The sequence below is a fragment of the Idiomarina aquatica genome, from assembly GCF_003987185.1.
GTDB lineage: Bacteria > Pseudomonadota > Gammaproteobacteria > Enterobacterales > Alteromonadaceae > Idiomarina > Idiomarina aquatica.
This window is the reverse complement of the sequence record NZ_PIPS01000004.1, coordinates 207,445-227,073: the sequence shown is the minus strand read 5'-3', so window position 1 is coordinate 227,073 and position 19,629 is coordinate 207,445. Positions and strand designations below refer to the sequence as shown.

The following is a 19,629-nucleotide window of genomic DNA, read 5'->3' as shown; positions in this document are numbered from 1 at the left end:
AGTGTCTAGAGACGTCCCCCAACCCAACGAAAAGAAGCGCGATTATCGCAATTCAACACCGTTTTAGCAACTCTATTCGGAACCCGTTAAAATCGTGGGCGTGACGAAGATAACAAGTTCGCGCTTTTGGCGTTGCTGTTGTTGGTGCTTGAACAAATGCCCAACGACCGGCAGTGACGATAAAATAGGGACACCACGGTCGTCGTTCAACTCTAAGGTTTGAAAAATTCCACCTAACACGATGGTCTCGCCGTTTTTGACTAACACTTGGGTTCCCATTTCCTGAGTGTCTATAGCAACCGCCGGGCCGGTTGGTGTGCTGACGGTATCGCCGCGTGTATTTTGGGTAATGGTTAAGTCGAGTAAAACGTGATCATTGGGGGTTATCTGAGGTGTCACCCGTAACCCCATGACCGCCTTTTTAAACTGTACTGCCGTTGCCCCGCTGGCTGCACTCTCGACATAGGGAATCTCAGTGCCTTGTTCGATGTAGGCTGGCTGCTGATTGGCCGTAAAGATTTTTGGGCTGGCAATGATGTTGCCTTTGTTCTCCTGCTCCAGAGCAGTCAGTTCGAGATCCAACAGCAAGTCGTCACTCAAGCGAGCCACATTAAGCCCAACGGTTGCGGCTGGCTGCGTTGTCGGCAGTTCTAAGCGCATGCCTTTAATGAACATTGACGGCTCCGTTTCAGGATTTGTCAGGCCAGTGCTTGAGGCACCCCAGCGCACGCCAAATTCCTGCGCAATATTGGTTTTTAGGCTAACCATGCGGGCTTCAATCATGACTTGTTTGACCGGCTTATCTAACTTAGCGATTAACGAGCGGACACGGTTAACGTGATTAGCGGTATCGTTAATGAGCAGGGTGTTGGTGCGTTCATCCACGGATAACGAACCGTGCTCTGACAGAAGTCCTTGGTGGTTAGTGTTCAGTAACTCGGCCAACTCCGCTGCGCGCGCAAAGTTCACTGGGATCAGTTCGATGGCCAGGCCACTTTGCGCGGTTGCATCTTGTGGTTGTCGAGTTACCCAGAGCACATTATTGGTCAAATGCAGAAAAACATTGTGGCTTTTCGCCAAACTGTTAACGGCATCGACCCAGTTAACCTCATTCAACTTCAGATTGCTTTGACCCTCAATGCCATCATCAATGATCAGGTTGAGATCAAGCTGGTCTGCGAGAATTTGGAACACGTCCTGGACACTGGCGTTGTTCAGGTGAATGTTGACGGTAGTTTGACGTTGTTCCTCAGTGAGTAACCGCGCCCAAGTGTCGGTGGCAACCGAGCTGGCCTTTGCCGTTACGCTAGCAACGACTAACAATAGGGTAATTACAGCAGTAGGGATAAATCGAAACGTCATTAATGCTCCTGCAGGCGTTGATAGTGTTTACGTGTTAGCCAGCAATCCTCAACCTGTGTCCAGTGGGTGAGTTGCACATGATCGGCCTGAATGTCGGTAATCTGCGCGAGCGGTTCGCTAAACCAATCATGGATTTTGGTCGCTATGCGGTCACCGTCGGCAGTACGCCAATAAACCAGACTGTTCTGCTGAACCGCACTGGATTGAATGATCGCCAGTAGTTGTAACTGATTCAATGACGGGTGGTGTTCAGATAAGCTGGGCGACGAGTCGCTGCAAATACCGTTCACAGAATCAACCTGGCTCACCTCCGGTGCGTTTAGTGAGGAGTTGGCGTCGACGGTTGCAGCCATATTGGCAGTGACTTGCCAACTGACTTGCGCGGAACCTGCGGCAGCAACTTTCCAGCTCAGACGCTGTAGCTGCCAGGGTTGCTGCCAGCGACCGTCGATACTGTATTCCATTATCAGACTCAGCAGTTGTTGCAGTGCCAGCGGTCGGCCGTTAGCAGTGACGGTTAGAGTGGTGCGGTCGTGACTTAACGGCTGTAAAGTAAGTTGCAGAGACAACTGATTTGCCCATGCGGCAATTTGCCAGTCGAAGCGGAGTTTCCGTTCAACCGGCGGCTGTTGTTCGGAGAGCACCTGCTGATAGTGATGAAAACGTTGTAACTGGGCTTCTTGCTCAGCAATACGAGTCGTTAAGCGAGTCACCTCACCATGAGTAACGACCCAAGTGATGATGGCAACGAGCACCAGCATCAGCGTGATAACGATGTGCGGGAAGTAACGGATAATGCAGGTTTTCAAGCTCATGTGCCAGTTACTGCTGTAAGCCAAATTGAGAACTGTTGGGGGCGGGGAAACTGAATGTCTGCCTGAAACCCCGGATGAATGCCAAGTAACTGTTGTTGCAGCTGCTTAACGACAGCCACTTGGTCATAGTGGCCAGTTACTTTAATTTCGCCGGGCAGCCAATGGATGCGTTCGATTCGAATACCGTTTTCGTTCAGTTGCACTAACCGGACGAAATGATGCATCGCCCGGCCATGCTGTAGGTGTGTGTTACGCTCGGTTTCCTGTAATTGTTGGTGTCGGGTCAGGGTTTGATAAGCCTGTTCGACGTTGGCAAGCTCCCTGAGGGTTGTCGCTTGAGTGGCCGCGATGGCTTTCATCTCATGCAGTTGTGCTTGGGCGTACTGGTAGTAAGCTCCTGCTACCAGGATAGCAAGCAATCCGATACTGACGAATAAACGTCGGTAACGACGGAGTTGCCCGGCGATACTCGGGTTGCGCCAGTCAACCAGGTTTAATGATGCCACTTAATAAACCCCCTCAGTGCGCAACCAAAGAGTGGCAATAACTGATCGCCCAATGCAGTCGACATGTTTTCCTGCAGATAGCTTGGTAAGGCGAGCGTTTGCAACATCGGCTGGCTGCCAAATTGATGACGGTTCGAGATGTTGCGGTTACCGAAGTAAAATGTTGGCAGCGGCGAACCGATAATCGATGTAAGATCGGATTCGCTATGAAAACTCAATGCCGAGATGCTGCCGTAATGACAGCGGATAAGCGTCGACAATGGCTCCGCCAGTTGCAGAATTTGCCACTCCGGCGACAGAACATGACTTTGGGTAGGACTGTAGTGCTCCGCGAGCAGAAAGTTTGTGGCTCGGATAACCGCTTGAAAGGCGGGTTCGACGATACTAACCGGACACTTCAGTACTTCAAATTGTTGTTGTTTTTTACGTACCTGAGAGCAGTGTCCGCTGACGACCTGTGTGCCAAGCGGTGTATGCTGATAATCTAAGGTTAGGGTATCAAGCTGGGTGTGTTCCAGTCCCAGCGAGGCATGCACTGACTCCCGAACCTGGTGCAACTGCTGGTGCTCACTCAGCTGTTGATAATGAACCGCCCGATGATCCATGACGGTCATCAGGGCGCGACAGTGAAGTTTTTGCGAGCAGGCCTGGGTCGCAGGTTGTTGGTGCCATTGATGGACCCATAGGCGACCCTGTGCTGAAGCCAACTGCAACACAACCAGCTGTTTATCGATGATATCAACGGCGGCGAACGGAGCCACGTAATGTGCCATAAAAGGAACTCTGTAAAAGTTACGAAAAGAGTTTCAAAGCGTAGTGTTCCGAACAAAAATCAGCCATAATGAGAGGTCGTGAAACGCTGTGCGAAATCAACGACAACCGTCGTCCTAAATGGAGTTAACGATTGAAGTTTTTTAAACGCCTAATTTTGATATTGGTCATCTTCGCTGTACTGGGTGTGGGCGCGATAGGTGCGCTGTATTTGTACGTGAAACCTGAGTTGCCGAGTGTAGCGACGTTGCGGGATGTCGAGCTACAGACGCCGATGCAAGTATTCACCAAGGATGGTCAGTTAATTTCTCAGTTTGGCGAGAAACGCCGTATTCCGGTGGATCTAGAAGATGTTCCGCAGCAGATGATAGACGCTTTTCTGGCGACAGAAGACAGTCGTTTTTATCAGCATTTTGGGGTTGACCCTATCGGTGTCATGCGCGCCTTCTGGGTATTGCTGACAACCGGTGAAATTAAAGAGGGCGCCAGTACCATTACCATGCAGTTGGCGCGTAACTTCTTTTTATCGTTTGACCGCGCCTGGATGCGCAAGATTAAAGAAACCTTCATCGCCTTACACATTGAACAGTTGCTGGACAAAGATGAAATTCTTGAGCTGTACCTGAATAAAATTGCTTTTGGCCATCGGGCCCATGGTGTCGGAGCGGCGGCTCAGGTGTATTACGGCAAGTCCTTGGATCAACTGACACTAGCCCAGATTGCAACTATCGCAGGGTTACCCAAGGCTCCTTCAAATTTGAACCCCATTAGCCATCCGCAGGCATCAAAAGAGCGTCGGCGAGTGGTGCTGCTGCGCATGCTCGACGAGAAGAAAATTACTCGAGCGGAATTTGAACAAGCGGCAAACGCTGAAGTTACTGCGCGCAGGCATGGTGCCGAGGTAACCGTTGATGCGCCGTATTTGGCAGAAATGGTGCGTCAGGAAATGGTTGACCGCTACGGTGAAGAGCGTGCCTACAATGCCGGCTTTAACGTTTACACCACGGTAAAAAGTCATGTTCAACTGGCTGCCCGGCAGGCTGTGTGGGACAACCTGCATGCCTACGATGAGCGGCACGGCTACCGAGGTCCTGTCAGTGTGCTTTGGTCGGAAGAAGAAGGTGAGCCTGCCTTGAGCGAGGCCGAGGTCGCTGAGTATTTGCAACGACTGAAATCTATTGGTGCCGTGACCCCGGCAGTGGTGTTATCCATTGCTGAACAATCGGCAACGGTGGCGGTGAAAGATCACGGTATTCTCGAGCTGCCATGGGAATCGATGCACTGGGCACGCGCGTACGTCAACGAGGAGCGTCAGGGGCCGCCGCCGGAAACCACTGCGGATATCATGCAACCAGGCCATGTAATTTGGTTGCGGCAAGTCGCTGAAGCACGCGACGATAATGGTCATTGGCGCTTGGCGCAAATCCCTGAGCCAAGTTCTGCGATTGCTTCATTGCGTCCGGATGATGGCGCCATTGCGGCCGTGGTGGGTGGTTATAGCTTCCAGTTAAGCCAATACAATCGCGCACTGCAGGCCGAGCGGCAGGTCGGTTCAAACATCAAACCGCTGATTTATTCTGCCGCGTTTGAAAAAGGATTGACGTTGGCGACCCTGGTTAATGATGCGCCCATCAACCAATGGAACCCGGGCTCCGGTATTGCCTGGCGACCGAAGAACTCACCCGATGTGTATGAAGGTCCGATTCGACTGCGCAAAGCGCTGGCGAAATCAAAAAACGTCGTTTCAGTGCGGTTGATACGGGAAGTCGGCGTTAAAGAAACGGCCGATCATATTGCCAAGTTTGGGCTTGATCGAACGCAAGTGCCGGAGAATGAGTCGATTTCACTTGGCTCGTTGTCGATGACACCGATGCAGGTGGCGCGGGCTTATGCGGCGTTTGCCAATGGCGGCTTCTTAGTTGAGCCTTACGTGATTGAGCGCATTGAAGATGGCAATGGCGAAGTCATTTACCAGGCGGAGCCTAAACTGGCGTGTTTTGATTGCGATAATCCAGCGCCACAAATTATTTCTGAACAAAATGCGTTTCTCGTCGCTCAAGCCATGAACTCGGCCATCTGGGGCGGTGGTAGTTGGGCTCATGATACCGGCTGGAACGGTACCTCGTGGCGCATTCAACGTTCGAAACCCATTGTCAGTGAAGTTGGGCGGGCAATTGCCGGTAAAACCGGTACCACCAACGATGTTCGAGATACCTGGTTCTCAGGCTTTACCAGTGGACTGGTGACGACAACCTGGGTGGGTTTTGACGATGTTTCCCGACAGTTGGGCAGTACGTCGATGCACCCGCTGCTGGACAGCGCTCAGCAATCCATCTCCGGTGGTGAAGCGGGTGCGAAAACGGCGCTGCCGGGTTGGATTCTGTTCATGGAAAAAGCGGTCTCTGAGTATCCATCAGACAACCTGATGATACCCCCGGGTGTTGTTAACGTCCGTATTGACTTGGGGACCGGTAAATTATCACACCGGACCGATCATACGACCCGGTTTGAATATTTTATCAGTGGTACCGAACCGACTGACTACGTCGATCGCGACAGCGGTAACGGCAATATTTTTGAGGACAGCGGCGACGACTTGTTTTAAGTCGCCGCGCTGAGCCGCGCGAGCAGCTGATTCAGGTCAGACTGCACGCCGCCTGCGGTAACGTGCTTACCAGCGCCGGGTCCGCTGATGACCAGCGGCATTTCAGAGTACCAGTCGGTATAGATCACGAAGATGTTCTCGCCGGGGATCAAGTTCGCCAGCATGTCGCCCTCCGGTATGTACTCGATACCGATTTGTGCTTTTACGCGCTTTTCGTCTGTGACTGAGAAACTGGCTAATAGTCTCGGTACCTTGCCGTCTTTAGCCGCCTCCTGCAGCATCGCATCCATTGGCTCATCGAGCTCATTCAGCCGTTGCATGAATTGTTCAGCCGAAATGTTCTGTAAATGCTCCGGTACCAGGCTGTTGACATTGATGTCTTCCCAGTCAAGATTGAGGCCAATTTCGCGCGCCAGGATCAGCAACTTCCGGACAAGATCCTGACAGGACAGATCTTCGCGGGGATCGGGTTCGCTATAGCCCCGCTGTTTGGCCTCAGCAACGAGGTCACTGAACTTGGTTTCGGCGTTAAAGTTCTCAAATAGCCACGACATCGTACCGGAGAAAATACCTGAGATACTGCGAATTTCATCGCCCTGCCCGCGTAAATCGTTAATCGCGTAATTCAGCGGCAATCCCGCCCCAACGGTGGTGTTATAAAGCCATTCACGTTTGTACTCATGCTGGATGGTGCGAATCTCACGATACAGTGACTCTTCCGCGGAGCCAGCCCGCTTATTGGCGCTGATGATGTGCAGACCGTTGGCAAACAAGCTTGGGTAGAGCTGTGCTACCGGCTTGGCGTCGGTGAGGTCGAGAATAACCAACTCATCGTACGGAGCGTTGGGCAGTTCGCGCAGCAGCTCGGTCAAAACATAGGGTCGTGCCAAGCGGTCAAAATTGCTTGTCCAGTCACTCAGTTCAACACCGCTGTAGTCAAGCCACAGGCGCTTAGAATTTGCGATACCGATAACACGAACGTCCATCATTTGGTTGATGCGGTCACGTTGCTGTTTGAACAACTCCAGCCAGGCAGTACCAATATTTCCGCGACCAAGCACAAGCACGCCGAGGCTGCGACGGTAGTTAAACAGCTGACTGTGTAGACGGTTTAATAAGCGGCTGTCTAACTGCTGTTCAAGGATCGCAATGGCTGAGTTACCGTTTTCACCGAGACCAAAGCGGCGAACTTTCTGCTCACCCAGTTGCAGTTTGAACGTGGTGTATTGATCCGTCTCCTGAATACGATTACCCACCAAGGCAACCATCGAGTAACCGCGTATTTGCGTGACTGTGTTACCAACGTCAATCTGCTCTAGCCAGCGGCTGATGTACTCTAAATGATTTTGGTGGAACACCAGGTACTGTTGGTGGTTTTCGGGTTCTGTCCAGGCGAACAAGGGTTCTAAATCGAGCTCGTTAAGCTTATCAACCAGCGCTTTGTCATTCAGTTCAACTTTAAACAACACCACCTCGGAGAGCGACGTAAAGACTTTGCCGCGTGGTTCGGTATGCTCGAACTGACCGATTCGGGTTTGTTGGTTTTCGACTTTTAAACTGGAGCGTACTGAAATCACCATGCGTTCGCGGTTGACCGGTTGAAACGTACGCGGGTGCAGAACAGGACTGCCCAATCGAGCCAGCTCTTCGGCTTCGGCCCAATCTAATGATGGTAAGCTGACGACCCGCTCAATTTTGCGGGGATCAGCGGAGTAGACGCCGGCTACATCCTTCCAGATGGTCACCTGCTTTACGTTCAGCAGACTCCCAACCAGAGTGGCGGAATAGTCACTGCCATTGCGTCCGAGGGTTAGACTTTCGTTATTCAAGCCACGGGCAATAAAGCCGGTAACGATAAACCGCGTGCCCGGGAAGGGGGCAACGCGGCGCAATAGCTCGGCGCGCGACTCAGGTTCCTGAATGATAGGCTCCGGTGCGTCCTCGGCACGCAGGAAGTCGCGTGCATCAATGTGCTCGGCACGGGTTCCCTGTTTACGCAGTAACGCTGCCAGCAGCCGTGCTGACCACAACTCGCCGTAGGAGAGCAGCTCGGCATCGCCGGTGATGGTTTCCTCACCGGCAACGAAACGACGGAAGCGTGCAAAATCTTCTTTCGATAAGGCCAACAGTTGTTGTTCCAGCTCACCGCTTAACAGTTCGCTGATTAAGCCCTGCTGAAAACTTTCCAATTGATCGAGCAGTATTGTGGCAGTATCACCGGCTTGTTGACTGGCCCTAAGGATGGCGAGAATGCGGTTGGTGGTATCTCCGGCGGCAGAAACCACGACCACGTCGCTGGCTCCCGCGTACTCGGTAACGATACGGGCCACGCGACGGTAACAAAAGGCATCAGCCAAGCTACTGCCGCCAAACTTATGGACCTGCACGCTTTCCGCTGCAGCTTGAATCTGTTCCTCAGTTAGCCCTTCAATCGCCATCTATCGCTTCCTTTATACCTATTTGCAAATCGTCATTAACGCTAAGGCTAAAATATTGCGAAGCAAATGTCAGCAACTTTTGGCCATCTAGATGGATAAAATTTGACGTGGCTATCGTGATGAGTACAATTCATTATATCTTATAAGGGTTTTTCATAAAGCGAGATACAACAATGAAGTGGAACGGTGAGTACATTTACCCGTACGCAGAGCATGGTCGAAAAAGTCAGCAAGTAAAAAAAGTGACTGTGTCGATTCCGACCCGAGTGCTTAAGGTACTGACCGATGAGCGCACAAGACGTCAAGTCAATAACCTGCGCCATGCTACAAACAGCGAACTGCTGTGTGAAGCGTTTTTACACGCCTTTACCGGTCAGCCGCTACCCACCGATGAAGACTTGGAGAAATCAAACCCGCATAAGATTCCGAAAGCGGTGCGTGAGGAATTGGAAGCCCGCGGCTTGCCTATCCCCACGGATGAGGAGCTGGATCAACCTTGATCCAGCATGTAATTTTTCGGTAACGGAATTTTCGCCACGCCCGACTCTACAGCGGCCACGGCAACGGCACGGGCAACTCGCTGACACAAGCGCGGATCCATCGGTTTTGGAATAATGTAGTCAGCGCCAAAACTCAGTGCGTTATCACCCGAAGCCTCCAGCACGGCAGCGGGCACTTCTTCCTTGGCTAACTGCCGAATGGCTTCGACCGCCGCAATTTTCATTTCATCCGTTATCGCTGTCGCTCTTACGTCCAGCGCGCCACGGAACATGAACGGAAAACATAACACGTTGTTGACTTGGTTGGGGTAGTCGGAACGACCGGTGCCGATAATGACATCATTACGGGCTTTTTTGGCCAACGCTGGCTTAATTTCGGGATCCGGATTAGAACAAGCGAAGACCACTGGCTTGTCGGCCATCAATTTTAGTGCATCCGGTGACAGTAAATCCGGTCCGGACACACCGAGGAATAAATCGGCGCCTTCGATGACTTCTTCGAGTGTGCGCTTGTCGGTGTTGTTAGCAAACAAGGCTTTGTACTCGTTGAGATCGTCACGGCGGGTATGAATGACACCTTTCGAATCCAGCATATAGATGTGCTCGCGTTGAGCACCACACTTGATCAAAAGTTCCATACAGGCGATAGCAGCCGCGCCTGCCCCCATGCACACTATACGCGCACTGCGCAGCTCTTTGCCCTGAATTTCCAGTGCGTTGAGCATACCGGCGGCGGTTACAATGGCGGTACCGTGTTGGTCGTCATGGAAAATGGGTACATTGCATTTTTCGATCAGTGCTTGCTCTATTTCAAAGCATTCCGGCGCTTTAATGTCTTCTAAATTAATGCCGCCAAAGGTATCCGCGATATTTGCAACCGTATTAATAAAATCCTGTGTCGTACGGTGACTGACCTCAATATCAATCGCATCCAACCCGGCAAAGCGTTTAAATAATAAGGCTTTACCCTCCATAACCGGCTTCGATGCCAGTGGACCGAGATTACCAAGACCAAGAATGGCGGTACCGTTACTGATAACACCGACTAAATTGCCCTTAGCCGTGTATTTATAGGCGTTATCGGGATCTTCAGCGATGGCGCGCACGGGTTCTGCAACACCGGGACTGTAAGCCAGAGACAGGTCTTTGCTGGAATTAGCCGGCTTGGTCAGCTCGACTGAGATTTTACCCGGGGTAGGATACTGGTGGTAATCCAACGCTTGTTGGCGAAAGTCAGACATAGAGAAAGCGCCCTATAGCAAGTTAGCAATGACTCTATAGCATAACGACTTAATGCCTAATAACAAATCTTACCTGCTGGTGAGAGCCTGAATGGCGAAGTTAATTTATGGTGTGTATAAAAACGCACCAGTTAACTTTTCTTTAACAAATGGGGCTGTGAGCTGATAGGGAAACAAAAAAGGCGCTTTATAGCGCCTTTTTCTAGAAACTGACAACAAAGCGTTGTTTTCAGTAGTTTTCTTATCTTGCCGGGGGCATGTATTCGCTGTTGCGAATTACTTCTTACCCAGAGTACCGAAACGCTTCTTAAATTTGTCAACGCGACCGCCGGTGTCCATTACACGCTGCTTACCAGTGTAGAATGGGTGACACTCTGAACAAACGTCGACCAATAAATCTTCAGTACGGGTAGAACGAGTTTCGAACTTGTTACCGCACGAGCAAGTGACCGTGATGGCCTCGTACTTAGGATGAATACCTTTTTTCATGGGATTACCTCAATTATGGGCCGCATCGCTATCCGGTCATTGGTTGCCGGACACCATGCGCAAAAAAACAACAATCGTTAGGAGCGCGGCATTCTATGTGATCATGGGCACTTGATCAAGTAAAATATCGTTGCTTGTATTCTTGCTAAGAGCATCTCAAAATAGCCTCATGCCCAGCGAAAACAATAGCCCTCAGCGGCTGATCCAAGTTGCGTTACCGGTTCCGATGCGGCAATGCTTTAGTTATCGTTACACTGGTTCATTACCGGAGCCAGGCGTGCGCGTGCGCGTGCCTTTTGGCAATCGACACCTGGTTGGCATTGCGATTGGCGAAACCGACGAGCAGCCGGATTTTGTGGTTAAGGACATTGACTCGGTCATTGATGAGCGGCGGGTCTGGAGCGATGACATTTGGCAGCTGATCCAGTGGAGCGCCGACTACTATCATCATAGCCTGGGTGATGTAGCCGCAAATACGTTACCGGTGTTGCTGCGTAAAGGCGCAGCTGCTGAGTATCCGGCGACGGAGTATTGGCAACTGACTGAGGCGGGCAGGGAAATTGCGCCGGAGCAGTTAAAGCGTGCACCGAAACAACAACAACTGCTGGAGTTGCTGGCCATCGAGGCACAACCCCGTTCAGTGATAACGGCCGCCAATATCAGTAGCACGGTGATTAATGCCGTGGTCGAGAAAGGCTGGATTGAAGCGCAACAGCGGCAGCCGCGGATATCAACCGAACCCTGGCGGTTAGTACAGGATAACGAGCCGCTCACGCTTAACTCGCAACAGGCGGTAGCGGTAACCACCATTAACCAGCAACAAGGACATGCAGCGATGCTGCTGCAGGGCATCACCGGCAGCGGTAAAACCGAGGTGTACTTGCAGGCCATTACACCGGTTCTGCAACGAGGACAGCAGGTGTTGGTGTTGGTTCCTGAAATTGGTTTGACGCCACAAACCCTAAAGCGCTTTCAACAGCGCTTTGATGTTCCTATTGTCATGCTTCATTCCGGATTGAATGATAGTGAGCGCTTACAAGCTTGGCTTGACAGCCGATCTGGCCAGGCAGCGATTATTATCGGAACCCGGTCGGCGGTTTTCACGCCCTGCAAGCAGTTGGGGCTGATTATTATTGACGAAGAACATGACCTCTCGTTCAAACAACAGGATGGCTTTCGTTACCATGCCCGCGATGTTGCCATCAAGCGCGCGCAGTTGCTGAACATTCCAATTGTTATGGGCACGGCGACGCCGTCTCTGGAAACACTCAATAATGCGGTTAATCAACGCTTTAACTGGCTTAAGCTGGAGCAACGGGCCGGCGGCGCTGAACAAGTTAAGCATCAGTTGCTGGATCTTAAAGGACAAAAGCTGGAAGCCGGAGTTTCGCAGCCGCTGCGAGAGCAAATGGCAACAGAGCTGGCGAAAGGTAACCAAGTGCTGTTGTTCCTCAATCGTCGAGGCTATGCGCCGGCGCTGATGTGTCACGAGTGCGGTTGGATAGCACAGTGTCAACGTTGTGATGCGTACTACACTGTGCATAAGAGCCTGCATCAACTGCACTGCCACCATTGTGGTTCCCAGCGCGCCATTGCAAAACAGTGTGGTGACTGTGGCTCGTTGCATTTGATGACCCACGGGGTGGGAACGGAGCAACTCGAGAACCGTTTAAAAGAACTATTCCCGGATTATGGCGTGTTACGGATTGATCGGGACTCTACCCGCCGCAAAGGAGAACTGGACCGGCAACTGGAAGCGGCAGCCGCAAGTCGTTATCAAATACTGGTTGGCACACAGATGCTGGCCAAAGGACATCACTTTCCGAATGTGACCCTGGTCGCTTTGTTGGACGTTGACGGCGCCTTATACAGTGCCGACTTTCGTGCCGCAGAGCGGTTGGCGCAATTGTTTACACAGGTTGCGGGGCGAGCTGGCAGAGCCCGCAAAGCCGGTAAAGTGGTGTTGCAAACCCACCACCCTGAACATGACCTGATCCAGGATTTGCTGAACAACGGCTATCAGGACTTCGCGTTGACCGCATTGGCAGAGCGTCAGAGTGGCTTGTTACCGCCGTTTGGTCACATGGGACTGTTCCGAGCTGAAGCCACCGATCGCCAAGCGGTACAGTTCGCTCTCAACGAATTGGCGCAGCAGGTGCCGGTGGTTGCCGGCGCGCAATTGCTGGGACCAATGCCGGCCTTGATGGAACGTAAAGCGGGTCGCTATCGCTATCAACTGCTGTTACATTGCAACAGTCGCAAATTGCGTTATCAATTGCTTGAGCACATTCTGCCAATTGTTAATGAACTACCCAGTTGGCGAAAAGTGCGTTGGTCGCTGGATGTTGACCCTCAGGACTTCACATAAGACCCACAAAACGAGTAAACTAGCGGGTCTTGCATTCATTATTTTTATCTAACGTACAGGTAGTCGAGTCGATGAAAGAACAACTGGAACAGTTACTTGCTGATGCTATTGGCAAAATCAAAGCCGATGGCGTGTTACCCGCAGATCATTCGGTGAACATTCAGCTCGACCGACCACGAGACAAGTCACATGGTGATTTTGCCACTAACCTGGCGTTGACCTTAGCCAAGCCGGCTAAGTCAAACCCGCGGCAACTGGCTGAGCAGATCATTGCAGCCTTGCCGCAAAACACCCTTATCGCAAAAACGGATATTGCCGGACCGGGTTTCATTAACTTTACGATCGCTCAGGATCAGCTGAAACAACAATTGCAGGCGATGTTCGACAGCGATCGCCTCGCCGTTGACGAAACCTCCGATAAACGCACCATCGTTATCGATTATTCATCACCGAACCTGGCTAAAGAAATGCATGTGGGTCATTTGCGTTCGGCGATCATTGGTGATGCCGTATCACGGGTCAGTGAGTTTTTAGGGCATAAAGTCATTCGTCAGAATCACGTTGGTGATTGGGGTACCCAATTCGGTATGTTGCTGGCGTACATGGAAGCGCTGGATAACCAGGAAGCCGAATATGAACTCAGTAACCTGGAAACGTTTTATAAAGCCGCAAAACAACGTTTTGATGACAGTGAAACCTTTGCCAATCGTGCCCGTGAGCTGGTGGTAAAACTGCAGTCCGGTGACGACTATTGTTTACGCCTGTGGAACCAGTTTATTGAAGTATCGCTCAGCCACTGTCAGGAAGTTTACGACCGACTCGGGGTTAAGTTGACGCGCAACGATGTCATGGCGGAGAGTGCGTACAATGATCGTTTGCCCGGCGTGATTGAACACTTGAAAGCGCGCGGTTTGCTGGTTGAAGACCAGGGCGCTCAATGTGTCTTTTTAGATGAGTTTAAAGGTAAGGAAGGCGAACCGCTGCCGATTATCGTGCAGAAGAAAGGCGGTGGCTACCTATACGCTACTACCGACCTGGCCGCCATTCAGTATCGTCAGAAAGAGCTGGGCGGTGATTACCTGATGTATTTTGTCGATGCACGCCAGTCGTTGCATTTTGAGCAAATTTTTACGTTGGCGCGCAAAGCTGGATTCATTGAAGGCGATATTCGCACGCAACACTTTGGTTTTGGCACCGTTATGGGCAAAGACGGCAAGCCATACAAGAGCCGCGACGGCGGCGTTACTAAGCTGGCGGATCTGCTGGATGAAGCTGAACGCCGTGCGCTTGAATTGTTGCAACAGAAGTCGTCGGATCTCACCGAGCAACAGCAGCAAGAAATAGCGAAAGTGGTGGGTATCAGCTCGGTGAAATACGCTGATCTTTCGAAAAACCGTACCAGTGATTACATTTTTGACTGGGATCTGATGCTTACGTTTGAAGGCAATACTGCCCCATATCTCCTGTACGCGTTTACCCGCGTTAATAGCATCTTTTCGCGTCTCGGCGAGCAGGGTTTTGATGAGTCGGTGCCATTTGTTCTGGAAGATGAGCGTGAATTGGCTCTGGCAAATCAACTGGTGCGTTTTAATGAGGTTGTTCATCAGGTTTATGATAAAGCGATGCCGCATTTCCTTTGTGGCTATTTGTTTGATTTGGCCGGGCGCTTCTCAAGCTTCTATGAGGCCTGCCCGATCCTGAACCAGGATGATGCGCAGCTGCGCAATAGTCGCTTAAAACTGGCGCGTCTAACCGCTAATACGTTACAGCAAGGTCTGCAGTTACTCGGTATTCCGACGCTGGAGAAAATGTAAGCAGTGGACTACGCCAACCGTAAGCCGAAAAAGCAGCCTAAACGCAACGCGTCGAAGAAGAAACCGGCAGCGCGTGGCGCTACACGTCGACAGACTGAGTCACGGCAGGTACCGTGGCTCGTCATCGTCATTGCTATCGCGCTCATCGCCGCGTTCACTTACGGTTTGGTATCGATCAACGGTAGCTCTAACGGCTCAGCACAAACGCCCGTGGTGCAGCCTCCGCCGAAGGACTTATTGCCGGAGAAACCCCAGGAACGCTGGCAGTACATCGAAGAGCTGGAAAGCAAAGAAGTCGAAGTGGATGTGCCGGAACGTGAGCTGGGTCCACCGAAGTTAATGCAATGTGGCTCATTTCGTCAGCAAGCCGACGCTGAGCGGCTGCGTGCACAAATTGCTATGGTCGGCCTGGAAAGCCAAGTGCGGGCGACTACCGGTAGCAACGGACTCTGGTATCGTGTCATTTTAGGCCCCTATCAGACCAAGCGAGACGCCGAGCGTGATCGGCATAAATTGCAACGCGCCCAAATCTACGGCTGTGCTATCTGGAACTGGAATTTAGATTAATCACACCTTGAAATCTGCGTCATAGACCCTCACCTACTTGTCATTGACGTCGCTTAGCGACTTCACAAGACAACAAAGAGGATGACGTTTTGACGACGATAGTATCTGTTCGCCGCGGCGATAAAGTGGTCATCGGAGGCGATGGCCAAGTGTCTCTCGGTAATACCGTAATGAAATCCAATGCCCGTAAAGTCCGCCGCTTGTATCACGATCAAGTGCTGGCTGGCTTTGCCGGTGGTACCGCCGATGCCTTCACCTTATTTGAGCGCTTTGAGTCTAAGCTGGAACAACATCAGGGCAACTTGATGCGGGCCGCGGTCGAATTGGCGAAAGACTGGCGTACCGATCGTGCGTTACGGCGACTGGAGGCATTACTTGCAGTCGCTGACAAAGAAACGTCGCTGATCATCACCGGCAACGGTGATGTCGTGCAGCCGGAAAACGATCTGATTGCGATTGGCTCAGGTGGCCCGTTTGCGCAATCAGCCGCTCGCGCCTTGTTAGAAAATACCGAACTGGACGCACGTAGCATCGTCGAAAAATCATTGACCATTGCGGGTGACATTTGCGTTTACACCAATGGCACGCAGACCATCGAAGAGCAGCAGTCGATTGTTGCCAACAAAGACAAATAACGGAAGGGGATACCAACAGATGTCCGATATGACCCCCAGAGAGATCGTAGACGAATTAAATCGCCATATTATTGGCCAGGAAAATGCGAAAAAGGCGGTTGCGGTTGCGCTACGTAACCGTTGGCGGCGAATGCAGCTGGACGACGATTTGCGTCAGGAAGTAACACCGAAAAACATTCTGATGATTGGACCAACCGGTGTTGGTAAAACCGAAATCGCTCGACGTTTGGCAAAGTTGGCAAACGCCCCGTTCATCAAAGTAGAAGCGACCAAATTCACAGAAGTCGGCTATGTTGGTAAAGAAATCGAGTCGATCATTAAAGACTTAACCGACGTTGCGGTGAAACAAAAGCGTGAAGAGATGAAGCAGAAAGTGCGTTATCGCGCGGAGGAAGCCGCCGAAGATCGCATTTTGGATGTGCTATTGCCTCCGGCGCGTTCAACCAATTCCGGCTGGGGAGCCCAGCAGGAAGAAGCGCCGTCCGATGAAGAACGTAAATCACGCCAGGTATTTCGTAAAAAACTGCGTGAAGGTCAGCTTGACGACAAAGAGATAGAAATTGATCTGGCAATGCCACAAATGGGCGTTGAAATCATGGCTCCTCCGGGAATGGAGGAAATGACCTCGCAGCTACAAAATATGTTTCAAAACATTGGCAGCGACAAGACCAAAAAACGCAAGATGAAAATCAAAGACGCGTTTAAGCAATTGGTTGATGAAGAAGCAGCCAAACTATTGAATCCGGATGAGGTAAAAGAAGCTGCGATTCATTCGGTTGAACAAAATGGCATTGTGTTTTTGGATGAGATTGACAAGATCTGTAAACGCGGTGACACCTCTGGCCCGGACGTTTCTCGCGAGGGTGTACAGCGTGACCTGCTGCCACTCGTGGAAGGTACGACCGTTAATACCAAACATGGCATGATCCGTACCGATCATATCTTGTTTATTGCATCCGGAGCGTTCCAGATGAGTAAGCCATCGGACTTGATCCCAGAATTGCAGGGTCGACTGCCAATTCGGGTTGAGCTGGATGCGCTGACAAGCCACGATTTTGTGCGTATTTTGACGGAGCCGAATGCCTCGCTGACGACTCAGTACAAAGCCTTGTTAAAGACCGAAGGCGTGACGGTAGAGTTTACCGAGGACGGTATACAGCGTGTTGCAGAAATTGCGTTTCACGTTAATGAAACGACCGAGAACATTGGCGCCCGTCGGTTACATACGGTGCTGGAGCGTTTAATGGAAGAGGTATCCTTCAATGCCACCGATCACAGTGGTGATACCATCAACGTTGACGCGGCCTATGTTGATAAGCACATCGGCGAACTGTCTAAAGATGAAGATTTAAGTCGCTTTATTCTTTAATGGGTAGCCGCTGCCAGGGAACCTGGTAGCGGCTTTCTCCCTTCATTCAATTCGGCCTCAATTAACTGCTCCGCCAGCTCAACCCGCATTGGTGGCGCATAAAAATAGCCTTGCATCATGTCGCAGCCTAATTGCTGTAAAATGGTCTGCTGGTCTTCGGTTTCGATGCCTTCTGCAATGACACGTTTGCCCAGACCATGGGCGAGCCGGATCATCGCTTTTAAAATGGTCGCATCGGTTCGGTTTATCTGCAATTCGCGAACAAAGCTACGATCGATTTTAATTTTACTGATGGGTAACGAGCGCAGGTAAGCGAGTGACGAGTGGCCTGTGCCAAAGTCGTCGATGGCTACGTTGAAGCCAAGGTTACGTAACTTGTTAATCACACTCATGCCATTATGCAGATCGGACATGGCCACCGTTTCAGTAATCTCCAGTTCCAGCGATGCTGGTGTTATGTTGTGTTTCTGAACCAACGACTGCAATTGTTCAATCAACTGAAAATGCTGGAATTGCTGTGCCGACAAATTAACCGCAATCGGCCAGCAATGATTAAACTCTGCTGTCCATCGGGTAAGAATGTTAGCGGCCTTGTCCAGTACCCAGGTATCCAGCGTTTCCGATAAACCCAGCTGCTCAATATACGGCAGGAACTCGGCTGGAGCGAGCAAACCCCGCTCGGGGTGCTGCCAGCGGATCAGCGCTTCAAAGCCGCACAATTGCTGATGATCAAAGTCGAATTGGGGTTGCAGGTAGAGCAAAAACTCATCGTCCTGAAACGCTCTTCGCAGTACCGGCTCCATATCCATCAACTGGGTAAACTCATCATCCATACCGCGTTCGTAAAACACCACACTCGCCTGATGTTGACGCTTGGACTCGGTCAGCGCGATGGTTGCTTTGTTAAGCAATACCTCGGCATTGGTGCCGTGTTGAGGATAGCGAGAGATTCCCACACCCACACTGATGCTCAGGTTTTTCTCACCAATAGCAATGGGTGCCGATAATGTGTTCTGGAGTTCACCGCCAAGGTCGTTGATCAGTTGGCGGCTTTTGAGGTGATCAAAGACCACCGCGAAGACATCACCGCTGATGCGGGCGACCGATAATGGTGTTTTGTCGAAGTGTTGCAGCCGTCTTGCGACTTCTTTTAACACCAAATCACCGCCTTTGATGCCAAAACTTTCATTAACCGACTTAAAGCGTGAAATGCCAATCAGGCAAACGGTTAGCTGGCGGCCGTTGGTGCGACAAAAATCAATCAACAGCGGTATTTTTGACACCAGTTGTGAGCGGTTAGAAACACCGGTTAACGCATCATGCGTGTGCAGGTATTCGGCGCGTTGGATGGCATGAATGGAGTTACTGCGTTCGGATTCCAGTAGCCAAATAATGATTCCAAGCATGACGATGGCGAGGAAAATAACGGTAAATACGGCTTGTACGCTTAACACCCAGTCCAGTGCTGGTGACGTCATGGTTATGTTGGCGCCAACAACAACAAAGTTTTTTGCCGCAACAAATAAGAAACCAAAGGCGATCAGCCGTGGGCCAATGCCCTCTTTTACGTTAAACCACATGGGCAGGCCGATGGCGACAAACAGCGTTCCCGGCACCAGAAACCGCATCACACCGCTGTCACTTTGGCTGGTGTGCAGTGAAACACTTGGCTCTAAAAGCATCAATGAGATCAACCCGCCCATCAACGCCAGCGAGTAGCCCAAATAACGCAGTGAACGCCGCGGTAATTGTTTGCCGACGGCGCTGTAGGTACCAATCCCGATATAAACAATAGCCAGATACTGGAGTGTCAATGCAAGGCTGTTGGTAAAGGCGGCCAACTCGTTGATCTGCAAAGGCTGAGTAATAGCCATGGCACCGGTGACGACCCGAGTTAGCTCACTCGCACCATAAGACAGACAGGCCAGAGACCAGTAATGTAAATGGGGATAACCGTATGATGCGAAATAAAACCGCAGTAAAGCCGCAAATCCGATTAACAGTAGTGTCTGGACTGAGTGCGTGATGGTTTCAATCGCCAAACTAGTGATCACGTCGAGTATTGGCATGAGCTATTTTTTATAATTATTATTCTTATTTACCCTAGAGTAATGTGCCTTACGGCTAAAATTCAAGTGTATATTATCGT

Annotated in this window: 15 protein-coding genes; 7 read left to right on the top strand and 8 right to left on the bottom strand. The window is 51.1% G+C overall.

Features of this window, described 5'->3' with window-relative positions; all coding sequences use genetic code 11:
• Window positions 1-72: 72 nt before the first annotated feature.
• Genes pilQ through CWE23_RS12105 form a run of 4 tightly spaced genes read right to left on the bottom strand, consistent with a single transcriptional unit; the run spans window position 73 to window position 3,456 of the window.
• Window positions 73-1,362 carry a type IV pilus secretin PilQ gene (gene pilQ, locus CWE23_RS12120; protein ID WP_126820390.1) on the bottom strand — a complete coding sequence of 430 codons (1,290 nt, stop codon included), beginning with the start codon at window positions 1,360-1,362 and terminating at the stop codon, window positions 73-75.
• Window positions 1,362-2,177, bottom strand: a complete 816-nt coding sequence (locus CWE23_RS12115; RefSeq protein WP_126820389.1) for a hypothetical protein — start codon at window positions 2,175-2,177, stop codon at window positions 1,362-1,364. The genes pilQ and CWE23_RS12115 overlap by 1 nt, the downstream gene beginning before the upstream one ends.
• On the bottom strand, window positions 2,174-2,683 hold the full coding sequence (locus CWE23_RS12110; protein ID WP_126820388.1) for a hypothetical protein: 510 nt from the start codon (window positions 2,681-2,683) through the stop codon (window positions 2,174-2,176). Before CWE23_RS12110 ends, CWE23_RS12115 begins: the two co-directional genes overlap by 4 nt.
• Window positions 2,671-3,456 (bottom strand): hypothetical protein, encoded by a 786-nt coding sequence (locus CWE23_RS12105; protein ID WP_126820387.1) that lies wholly within the window; start codon window positions 3,454-3,456, stop codon window positions 2,671-2,673. Before CWE23_RS12105 ends, CWE23_RS12110 begins: the two co-directional genes overlap by 13 nt.
• Before the next feature lie 131 nt (window positions 3,457-3,587).
• On the opposite strand from CWE23_RS12105, the gene CWE23_RS12100 reads away from it, so the two are divergent.
• On the top strand, window positions 3,588-6,059 hold the full coding sequence (locus CWE23_RS12100; RefSeq protein ID WP_126820386.1) for a penicillin-binding protein 1A: 2,472 nt from the start codon (window positions 3,588-3,590) through the stop codon (window positions 6,057-6,059).
• Here the strand turns inward: CWE23_RS12100 and CWE23_RS12095 are convergent.
• Window positions 6,056-8,497: a bifunctional aspartate kinase/homoserine dehydrogenase II gene (locus CWE23_RS12095; protein WP_126820385.1), complete on the bottom strand. Its 2,442-nt coding sequence runs from the start codon at window positions 8,495-8,497 to the stop codon at window positions 6,056-6,058. The two genes, CWE23_RS12100 and CWE23_RS12095, sit on opposite strands and share 4 nt — an antisense overlap.
• Before the next feature lie 173 nt (window positions 8,498-8,670).
• Between CWE23_RS12095 and metJ the strand changes: the two genes are divergently transcribed.
• Window positions 8,671-8,997 (top strand): met regulon transcriptional regulator MetJ, encoded by a 327-nt coding sequence (gene metJ / locus CWE23_RS12090; protein WP_105307526.1) that lies wholly within the window; start codon window positions 8,671-8,673, stop codon window positions 8,995-8,997.
• On the opposite strand, the gene CWE23_RS12085 is transcribed toward metJ, so the two are convergent.
• Window positions 8,988-10,238 (bottom strand): malic enzyme-like NAD(P)-binding protein, encoded by a 1,251-nt coding sequence (locus CWE23_RS12085; RefSeq protein WP_105307525.1) that lies wholly within the window; start codon window positions 10,236-10,238, stop codon window positions 8,988-8,990. The genes metJ and CWE23_RS12085 overlap by 10 nt on opposite strands.
• A 276-nt stretch (window positions 10,239-10,514) precedes the next feature.
• The gene (gene rpmE / locus CWE23_RS12080; protein WP_105307524.1) at window positions 10,515-10,727 is read right to left on the bottom strand and encodes a 50S ribosomal protein L31; all 213 of its coding nucleotides are present in this window, start codon (window positions 10,725-10,727) and stop codon (window positions 10,515-10,517) included.
• 169 nt (window positions 10,728-10,896) lie between these two features.
• Between rpmE and priA the strand changes: the two genes are divergently transcribed.
• The 5 genes from priA (at window position 10,897) to hslU (ending at window position 17,480) form a co-directional block, all read left to right on the top strand.
• The gene (priA, locus tag CWE23_RS12075; RefSeq protein WP_126820384.1) at window positions 10,897-13,095 is read left to right on the top strand and encodes a primosomal protein N'; all 2,199 of its coding nucleotides are present in this window, start codon (window positions 10,897-10,899) and stop codon (window positions 13,093-13,095) included.
• A 71-nt stretch (window positions 13,096-13,166) separates the two neighbouring features.
• Complete coding sequence (argS, locus tag CWE23_RS12070) at window positions 13,167-14,909, top strand: arginine--tRNA ligase (RefSeq protein WP_126820383.1); 1,743 nt, start codon at window positions 13,167-13,169, stop codon at window positions 14,907-14,909.
• 3 nt (window positions 14,910-14,912) lie between these two features.
• Window positions 14,913-15,476: an SPOR domain-containing protein gene (locus CWE23_RS12065; protein WP_105307521.1), complete on the top strand. Its 564-nt coding sequence runs from the start codon at window positions 14,913-14,915 to the stop codon at window positions 15,474-15,476.
• A gap of 89 nt (window positions 15,477-15,565) precedes the next feature.
• Complete coding sequence (gene hslV / locus CWE23_RS12060; RefSeq protein WP_105307520.1) at window positions 15,566-16,111, top strand: ATP-dependent protease subunit HslV; 546 nt, start codon at window positions 15,566-15,568, stop codon at window positions 16,109-16,111.
• 19 nt (window positions 16,112-16,130) lie between these two features.
• Window positions 16,131-17,480, top strand: a complete 1,350-nt coding sequence (gene hslU, locus CWE23_RS12055) for an ATP-dependent protease ATPase subunit HslU (RefSeq protein WP_105307519.1) — start codon at window positions 16,131-16,133, stop codon at window positions 17,478-17,480.
• Here the strand turns inward: hslU and CWE23_RS12050 are convergent.
• The gene (locus tag CWE23_RS12050) at window positions 17,477-19,549 is read right to left on the bottom strand and encodes a putative bifunctional diguanylate cyclase/phosphodiesterase (protein ID WP_126820382.1); all 2,073 of its coding nucleotides are present in this window, start codon (window positions 19,547-19,549) and stop codon (window positions 17,477-17,479) included. The genes hslU and CWE23_RS12050 overlap by 4 nt on opposite strands.
• Window positions 19,550-19,629 lie beyond the last annotated feature (80 nt).

Bases quoted from the DNA above. Each gene is read 5' to 3' on its own strand.
- hslU (WP_105307519.1), top strand. From the start codon at position 16,131: ATGTCCGATATGACCCCCAGAGAGATCGTAGACGAATTAAATCGCCAT.
- rpmE (WP_105307524.1), bottom strand. From the start codon at position 10,727: ATGAAAAAAGGTATTCATCCTAAGTACGAGGCCATCACGGTCACTTGC.
- CWE23_RS12050 (WP_126820382.1), bottom strand. From the start codon at position 19,549: ATGCCAATACTCGACGTGATCACTAGTTTGGCGATTGAAACCATCACG.
- CWE23_RS12095 (WP_126820385.1), bottom strand. From the start codon at position 8,497: ATGGCGATTGAAGGGCTAACTGAGGAACAGATTCAAGCTGCAGCGGAA.
- priA (WP_126820384.1), top strand. From the start codon at position 10,897: ATGCCCAGCGAAAACAATAGCCCTCAGCGGCTGATCCAAGTTGCGTTA.
- pilQ (WP_126820390.1), bottom strand. From the start codon at position 1,362: ATGACGTTTCGATTTATCCCTACTGCTGTAATTACCCTATTGTTAGTC.
- CWE23_RS12115 (WP_126820389.1), bottom strand. From the start codon at position 2,177: ATGAGCTTGAAAACCTGCATTATCCGTTACTTCCCGCACATCGTTATC.
- CWE23_RS12085 (WP_105307525.1), bottom strand. From the start codon at position 10,238: ATGTCTGACTTTCGCCAACAAGCGTTGGATTACCACCAGTATCCTACC.
- argS (WP_126820383.1), top strand. From the start codon at position 13,167: ATGAAAGAACAACTGGAACAGTTACTTGCTGATGCTATTGGCAAAATC.
- CWE23_RS12105 (WP_126820387.1), bottom strand. From the start codon at position 3,456: ATGGCACATTACGTGGCTCCGTTCGCCGCCGTTGATATCATCGATAAA.
- metJ (WP_105307526.1), top strand. From the start codon at position 8,671: ATGAAGTGGAACGGTGAGTACATTTACCCGTACGCAGAGCATGGTCGA.